The organism is Nonomuraea zeae (genome assembly GCF_005889725.1).
Lineage (GTDB): Bacteria > Actinomycetota > Actinomycetes > Streptosporangiales > Streptosporangiaceae > Nonomuraea > Nonomuraea zeae.
The window spans coordinates 1-6,890 of record NZ_VCKX01000465.1 but is presented as its reverse complement, the minus strand read 5'-3'; the positions used below and the strand labels follow the sequence as shown (position 1 = coordinate 6,890).

General features: G+C 72.9%; 7 protein-coding genes. 3 read left to right on the top strand and 4 right to left on the bottom strand.

Annotated elements, in window-relative coordinates:
* From ETD85_RS58995 to ETD85_RS58980, 4 genes are all read right to left on the bottom strand, one after another.
* Positions 1-406: molybdopterin cofactor-binding domain-containing protein (locus tag ETD85_RS58995; protein WP_206059574.1), on the bottom strand; the 406-nt coding region annotated here is incomplete at its 3' end.
* Between the two features lie 64 nt (positions 407-470).
* Entirely contained in the window at positions 471-920 is a 450-nt protein-coding gene (locus ETD85_RS58990; protein WP_138698539.1) for a (2Fe-2S)-binding protein, read from the bottom strand.
* Entirely contained in the window at positions 917-1,609 is a 693-nt protein-coding gene (locus tag ETD85_RS58985; RefSeq protein ID WP_138698538.1) for a GntR family transcriptional regulator, read from the bottom strand. Before ETD85_RS58985 ends, ETD85_RS58990 begins: the two co-directional genes overlap by 4 nt.
* Positions 1,596-2,093, bottom strand: a complete 498-nt coding sequence (locus ETD85_RS58980) for a VOC family protein (protein ID WP_138698537.1) — start codon at positions 2,091-2,093, stop codon at positions 1,596-1,598. Before ETD85_RS58980 ends, ETD85_RS58985 begins: the two co-directional genes overlap by 14 nt.
* Before the next feature lie 96 nt (positions 2,094-2,189).
* Here ETD85_RS58980 and ETD85_RS58975 point away from each other — a divergent pair, with 96 nt between their 5' ends.
* From ETD85_RS58975 to ETD85_RS58965, 3 genes are all read left to right on the top strand, one after another.
* Positions 2,190-4,367 carry an alpha-ketoacid dehydrogenase subunit alpha/beta gene (locus tag ETD85_RS58975; RefSeq protein ID WP_138698536.1) on the top strand — a complete coding sequence of 726 codons (2,178 nt, stop codon included), beginning with the start codon at positions 2,190-2,192 and terminating at the stop codon, positions 4,365-4,367.
* A gap of 20 nt (positions 4,368-4,387) precedes the next feature.
* A complete protein-coding gene (locus tag ETD85_RS58970) occupies positions 4,388-5,680 on the top strand; it encodes a dihydrolipoamide acetyltransferase family protein (RefSeq protein ID WP_138698535.1) in 1,293 nt (430 codons plus the stop codon).
* Between the two features lie 159 nt (positions 5,681-5,839).
* A complete protein-coding gene (locus ETD85_RS58965) occupies positions 5,840-6,862 on the top strand; it encodes a LacI family DNA-binding transcriptional regulator (protein WP_338087269.1) in 1,023 nt (340 codons plus the stop codon).
* Positions 6,863-6,890: the final 28 nt, after the last annotated feature.

The following is a 6,890-nucleotide window of genomic DNA, read 5'->3' as shown; positions in this document are numbered from 1 at the left end:
GTGTCGTGGGGGCGGTCGTCTCGGGGGCGGCTGTCCGGAGGGTTGCCGCTTTTGCGAGGTCGGCGTAGGTCGCGGTCTGGTCGCCGTACCGGAACTCGCCGTGGCGGACCGTCACCTGGCCGGGGGAGACGCCCCAGCGGCGGGCGGCCTCGGCGGTGCAGGCGGCGCGGACGCGGGCGCAGGCGGCGCGCAGGGCCGGGCCCGAGCGGGCGATCGACAGGCTGCCCGACGTGAAGCCCTCGTCGGGCCCCGCGCCCGTGCGCGCGGGCAGCATCCTGATCTGCCCCAGGTCGGCCCCCAGCGCGTCGGCCGCGATCTGGGCGAGCGCCGTGAGCACCCCTTGCCCGAGCTCGACCTTCCCGGCCCGCACGGAGATGACCCCGTCGGAGCCCACCGAGACGCTCACCGGGCCACCTCCGGACGGCGTCCGGCCGCCCGGGAGCGGCAGGCGGCGCCCTCCGCCTGGGCGCTCACCCGGAGGCCCTCAGGACGGCGCGGACGATGCGGCGGTGGGCGCCGCACCGGCACAGGTTGCGCTCCAGGGCCGCCACCACGGCCTCCTCGTCGGGATGGGGATCGCGGGCCAGCAGGGCGGCGGCGCTGACGATCATCCCCGAAAGGCAGTAGCCGCACTGTCCCGCCTGCTCCTCCAGGATCGCCCGCTGCACCGGGTGCAGCTCCTCCCCGGGCGCGAGCCCTTCGACGGTCACCACCTCGCGCCCCGCCGCCGCCGACAACGGCGTGTCGCAGGCCGCCGCCACCCGCTCGTCCAGCAGCACGAAGCACGCCCCGCACGCCCCGGCCCCGCAGCCGAACCGGGTGCCCACCAGCCCGAGCTCCCCGCGCAGCACGTCCAGTAGCGGGGTGCCGGGATCGGCCGCGACCTCGGCGGGCGTGCCGTTGACGACCAGCCGGGTCACCGCCGCGCCCCCGTCCCCGCGTCGGCATCGGCGGCGAACGCCTCGGGGTGCTGCGAGAGCTCCATCCGCGTCCGCCGGATGTGCCCGCTCAGGCACCGCTCGGCGTCCACGGCGTCACCTCGTACGATGGCGTCGAGCAGCAGCCGGTGCTCGGCGTTGACCACCCACCGCCGCGCGGGCCCCGTCAGCAGCATGAACGCCCGCCGATAGTGCTGCGTCTCGTTCCACAGCCGGACGACCATCGCCGAGAGCTGCCCGATGCCGCACCCGGAGTACGTCAGCAGGTGGAACTCGCGATCGAGCGTGAGGAACTCGCCGATGTCGGTGTTCGCCTCGATCGCGTCCTGGAGCACCGCCAGCCGGTGGTGCTCGTCGCCGGTCAGGTGCGGGATGCTCTCGGCCAGGGCCAGCGGTTCGAGCCGCTCGCGCATCTGGTAGATCACGTCCACCTGGTGCCGGTCGAGCCGGGGCACGCGGGCGCCCCTGCGCGGATGGTGCTCCGTGAGCCCCTCGGCCTCCAGCATGCGCAGCGCCTCGCGCACCGGCAGCCGGCTGGCCCCCAGGCGCGCGGCCAGCTCCTCCTGCCTGATCCGCTCGCCGGGCCCGATCCTGCCGCTGAGTATCGCCTCGCGCAGGTGCCCGGCCACCCGCTCGCTCTCCGGGACCCGCGACGGCTCACGCGTTCGCACGGTCGAACGCCTTGCCGCCCGGGTAGGACACGAGCTCGAACTGCATGCCCCAGGGGGCGAGGAAATAGACCCACCGCTGGCCCTCGCTCGGACCGCTGCTGGCCGTCGGCTCCCCGAGCACGCGGACCCGGCGGCTCTTCAGGTAGGCGACCGCGGCGTCGAGGTCGTCCACGTAGAGCGCCACGTGATGCCCGCCGACGTCGCTGTTGCGCGGCACTTCGAGATGCTGGCCGGGCGCGTCGTACTGGAACACCTCGAAGATCGCCTGCCCGCCGCACCTGAAGAAGTGCAGCCGCTCCATCACCGCCCGGGGGTGCACGTTGAGGTGCTCGCTCATCCACCGGTCATCGTCGTGGCGGAAGGGGCCGAGCGAGTACATGTACTCGCAGCCGAGCACGTCCACCAGGAACGCCATCGCCTCGTCGAGATCGGGCACCGTGAAGCCGATGTGGTCCACCCGGCTCAGGCCCGGAAGTCCACCCATCCCGCCACCTTCCCTTTTGGATCCAAAACAGCGTATGCCACGGCATCTCTCCGGGAAAGCACTGTTCTTTGGATCCATCCCATGTAAGGCTGAAGAATGCCTCAGCACCATCGGCTCCAGCCGCAGGCGCCCTGGGTCGAGGTCGCCGCCACGCAGGAGGACTGGGACGCGGCCGATCCGGACCTGCTCACGACGATGCTCGGCCAGCTGCTGCTGATCAGGACGTTCGAGGAGTACGTCCTCGACCTCGCCAAGTCCGGCCTCGTCCACGGGCCCGCCCACTCCAGCATCGGGCAGGAGGGCGGCGCGGTCGGCTCGATCCTGGCGCTGACCGGCGGCGACACGGTCAACGGCGCGCACAGGGGACACCACCAGTTCCTGGCCAAGGCGCTGGCGCACGCCGAGCCGAAGGGCATCGACCCCACGAAGGACTTCTCGCCCGGCGTGCGCGAGGTGCTGCTGCGTACGCTCGCCGAGATCTGCGGCCTGGACCGCGGCTTCAGCCACGGCCGCGGCGGGTCCATGCACCTGCGGTGGAAGGAGGCCGGCGCCATCGGCACGAACGCGATCGTGGGCGGCGGCGTCCCCATCGCGGCCGGGTCGGCGTGGGCGCACAAGCAGGCGGGCACCGGCGCGGTCGCGGTGACGTACTTCGGCGACGGCGCGGCCAACATCGGCTCCACCCTGGAGACGCTGAACCTGGCCGCCGCCTGGCGCCTGCCGCTCTGCTTCTTCGTCGAGAACAACCGCTACGCCGTCTCGACCGCCGTGGAGGAGGCGACCGGCGAGCCCAGGCTCTCGGCCCGCGGCCCCGGGTTCGGGGTGGCGAGCTGGAAGGTGGACGGCATGGACGTGCTCGCCGTCCACCTGGCCATGCGCGAGGTGCTCGCCCACCTGCGCGCCGGCCACGGCCCCGCCCTGCTCGAAGCGGACGTCTACCGATATTTCCACCAGAACGGCCCCTTCCCCGGCAGCGCCTTCGGCTACCGGACCAAGGAGGAGGAGCAGGCGTGGCGCGCCCGCGACCCGATCGAGCAGCTCGCCGGGCACCTGGTGCGCCGGGGCATCCTGGCCCCGCCCGAGATCGAGGGGGCCACCGCGCGGGCGGGAGCCCTCATGGCCGGCCTCGGCGACGTCCTGCTCGAACCGCTCCCCGGCGGCAAACCGGGGCAGCGCCGGATCAGACCGGCGGAATGGCCGGACCCGGGATTCGCGCACGTGGGCGTACGCGGGGACCTGACCGAGCTCGCCGGGGCCCGCATGACCGACCGGGACACGTTCACCGGAAAGCTGGCCGAGCAGAAGTTCATCGACGCCGTCGCGGGGGTGATGGCGCGGCGGATGAGCACCGACGAGTCGATCGTCGTGCTGGGCGAGGACGTGCACCGGCTCAACGGCGGCACGAACGGCGCCACCCGGGGGTTGAAGGAGGCCTTCCCCGATCGCGTGCTCGGCACCCCGATCAGCGAGAACGCCTTCACCGGGCTGGCCGGCGGCATCGCCTCCGACGGGCGCTACCTGCCGGTGGCCGAGCTCATGTACGCCGACTTCATGTGGGTCGCTGCCGACCAGCTGTTCAACCAGATCGGCAAGGCCAGGCACATGTTCGGCGGCGGCGACGCCATGCCGCTGGTGCTGCGCAGCAAGGTCGCCATCGGCACCGGCTACGGCTCCCAGCACTCGATGGACCCCGCCGGGATCTTCGCCACCGCGCCGGGCTGGCGGATCGTCGCGCCCACGACGCCGTTCGACTACGTGGGGCTGATGAACACCGCCCTGCGCTGCCAGGATCCCGTCGTCGTGCTGGAGCACGTGGACCTGTACGCCGGCACGGGCGAAGGGCCGGTGGACGACCTGGACTACTGCCTGCCGGTCGGCCGGGCCGCCGTCCGCCGTCCCGGCTCGCGGCTCACCGTGCTGACCTACCTGGCGATGACCGCGTACGTGCTGCGTGCCGTCGAGTCGCTGGACCTGGACGCCGAGGTGATCGACCTGCGCTGGCTCGACCGGGCCAGCCTCGACTGGGACACGATCGGGGCGAGCGTCAGGAAGACCGGGAACGTGCTCATCGCCGAGCAGGGGCCGGTCGGGACGTCGTACGGGGGATGGCTGGCCGACGAGCTCCAGCGGCGCCTCTTCGACTGGCTGGACCAGCCGGTGCAGCGGGTGACCGGGGGCGAGGCGTCGCCGAGCATCAGCAAGGTGCTGGAGCGGGCGGCCATCGCCGAGGAGGAGGACGTGGCCGCCAAGCTCGCCGAGATGGCGGCGTACTGACCGAGAGAGCGGGTGCTGAGATGGCCAGGCTGCTGCGGATGCCGGAGGTGGCGGCGAACGCCGGTGAGGCCGTCCTTCAGGGGTGGGCGGTGGCGGTGGGCGCGGCGTTCGCGGCCGGGGACGTGATCGCGACCGTCGAGACCGACAAGGCCGTGGTCGACGTCGAGGCCGAGATCGACGGCGTGCTGCTGCGCACGGTGGCGGCCGAGGGCGCCACCGTCACGGTCGGCACGGTCATCGCCGTCCTGGGTGAGGTGGGGGAGCAGGACGAAGAGGGAAGCCCGGACGACGGCGGGCCGCCGGCCGGGGCCGTGCCGGACGCCGCAGCCGGCTCGCCCGTGCGGCTCTTCTCCAGCCCGCTGGCGCGCCGCCTGGCCAGGGAGGCGGGCGTGCCGCTGGCGGACATCACCGGCACCGGCCCGAACGGCCGGATCATCCGCCGCGACGTGGAGGCGGCCATCGAGCACCGCACCGCCGAGCCGGTGGCCGCGCGACGCGGCGTGGAGCTGGTCGCCGGGCGGCGGGAGGCCGGGCCGGTTACCGAGCGCCGGGAGGCGGAGCCGGTCGTGGAGGTCACGGGCCGGCGGGAGCGGGCGCCCACCGGCGAGATCGCGGGCGGGCGGGAGCGGGTGCCCGCCGGTGAGGTGCCGCATTCGCGGGCCCGGCGGGCGCTGGCCACCAGGCTGGCCGCGAGCAAGCGGACCGTCCCGCACTTCTACCTGCGCGGCACCGCCCACGTGGGCGAGCTGCTCAAGCTCCGCCGCCGCATCAACCGCACGGCCCCCCGCAAGGTCACCGTCAACGACCTGGTCATCAAGGCGGTGGCGCACGCGCACCAGCTCGTACCCGGGATGAACGTCATCTGGACCCCGGACGCCACCCGCTCCTTCACCACCGTGGACGTCTCCGTGGCCATCGCGGCGAAGCCGGGCGAGCTCGTCACCCCCGTGCTCAGAGCCGCCGAGCAGAAGTCCGTCCTCGCCATCTCCGCCGCCGTCAGGGACTTCGCCGACCGGGCCGCGGCGGGCCGGCTGCGCCAGGGCGAGCTGGAAGGCGGCGTCCTGACCGTGACGAACCTCGGCATGCACGGCGTGGAGGAGTTCGCCGCCATCGTCAACCCGCCCCAGTCCGCGATCCTCGCCGTCGGCGCCACCCGGCGGGAGCCCGTCGTCAAGGGCGGCAAGGTGAAGATCGGCGAGGTGATGCGGGTGACGCTGTCGGTGGATCACCGGCCCGTCGACGGCGTCGTGGCCGCCGCCTGGATGCGGGAGTTCCTAGCGCTGCTCGCCGACCCCGTCCGCATTCTCGCCTGATCGCCGGGACTGCCGGCCGGAGGGGATTGATCGGGGCGCACGGCTGCGCCTATGGTGTTAATCGTTTAACACATCTCCAAGCGAAGATGTGAGGACCATCCTCGCTCTCACCTGTCATCCGAGCCCGTAGCCCATCAAATCCCCATATCCCTGTAGGGAATGCTAGGTTATTCGACTAACATGAGACCAACAGCGCGACAAGTGGCCGAGCTGGCGAACGTGTCAGTGGCGACCGTCTCCTACGTGCTCAGCGGCCGGGACCGTCCCGTGGCCGCCGAGACGAGGCAGCGGGTGCTCGAAGCGGCCAGAGAGCTCGGCTACACGCCCAACCAGGCCGCGAGAAGCCTGCGCAAGCGCCGGACCCAGCGGGTCTGCCTGGTGCTGAGCTCGTTCGGCGGGGTGCCGACCGACGAGCGGCTGGCGACGGACCTGCACGAGATGGCGGACGCCCGCGGCTACTCCGTGGTCACGCTCGCCGTCTACTCGGAGGCCCGCGCCGCCGCCGCCATCGACGTGCTGCGCGGCGGGATCGCCGACGGCGCGCTGATCAACGTCGTCAGCGACCACCTCACCCGCGAGCTGCTCACCGGGCTGGCCGCCACCGGGCTGCCGATGGTGGTGCTCAGCAACGAGAGCGGTCTTGACGGCTGCGACGTCGTACGCACTCCCGAGGCGGAGGCGTGCGCGGAGGCGGTCGAGCACCTGCTGGCGGAGGGCCGGCGGCGCATCGCGTTCATGGCGCACCGGCACGAGCTCTACCGGGACAAACCCGCGGGGCGGCTGCTCGGTTACACGACGGCGCTCGACCGGCACGGCGTGGCCGAGCGGATCGTCACCTCGGGCGCGGACGACCGGGTGTCGGCCTACCAGACCGCCACCGAGCTCCTGAGGTCCCCCGACCGGCCCGACGCGATCTTCGCCGCCTCCGACAGGGCGGCGATCAGCGCGATCTGGGCGGCCAGGGACGCCGGGCTCGACGTGCCGGGCGACGTCGCCATCGTCGGCGCGGGCAACATCGACGAGGGTCTCATCAGCAATCCACCGCTCAGCACCGTCGGCCCGGTCAGGCACGACTACACCGACGTCGTGCGCCTGCTCTTCGACCGCCTCCAGGCCGAGGAGCCGCCGCCCGCCCGCGAGATCGTCCGCTCCTGGACCTTCGTGCGGCGGGGCTCGTCCTAGAAGGGAACCCCCGAGATGTCCTCCCACC

Excerpts from the sequence above, each read along its gene's own strand:
- ETD85_RS58975 (WP_138698536.1), top strand. The coding sequence starts at position 2,190 with ATGCCTCAGCACCATCGGCTCCAGCCGCAGGCGCCCTGGGTCGAGGTC.
- ETD85_RS58965 (WP_338087269.1), top strand. The coding sequence starts at position 5,840 with ATGCTAGGTTATTCGACTAACATGAGACCAACAGCGCGACAAGTGGCC.
- ETD85_RS58980 (WP_138698537.1), bottom strand. The coding sequence starts at position 2,093 with ATGGGTGGACTTCCGGGCCTGAGCCGGGTGGACCACATCGGCTTCACG.
- ETD85_RS58970 (WP_138698535.1), top strand. The coding sequence starts at position 4,388 with ATGGCCAGGCTGCTGCGGATGCCGGAGGTGGCGGCGAACGCCGGTGAG.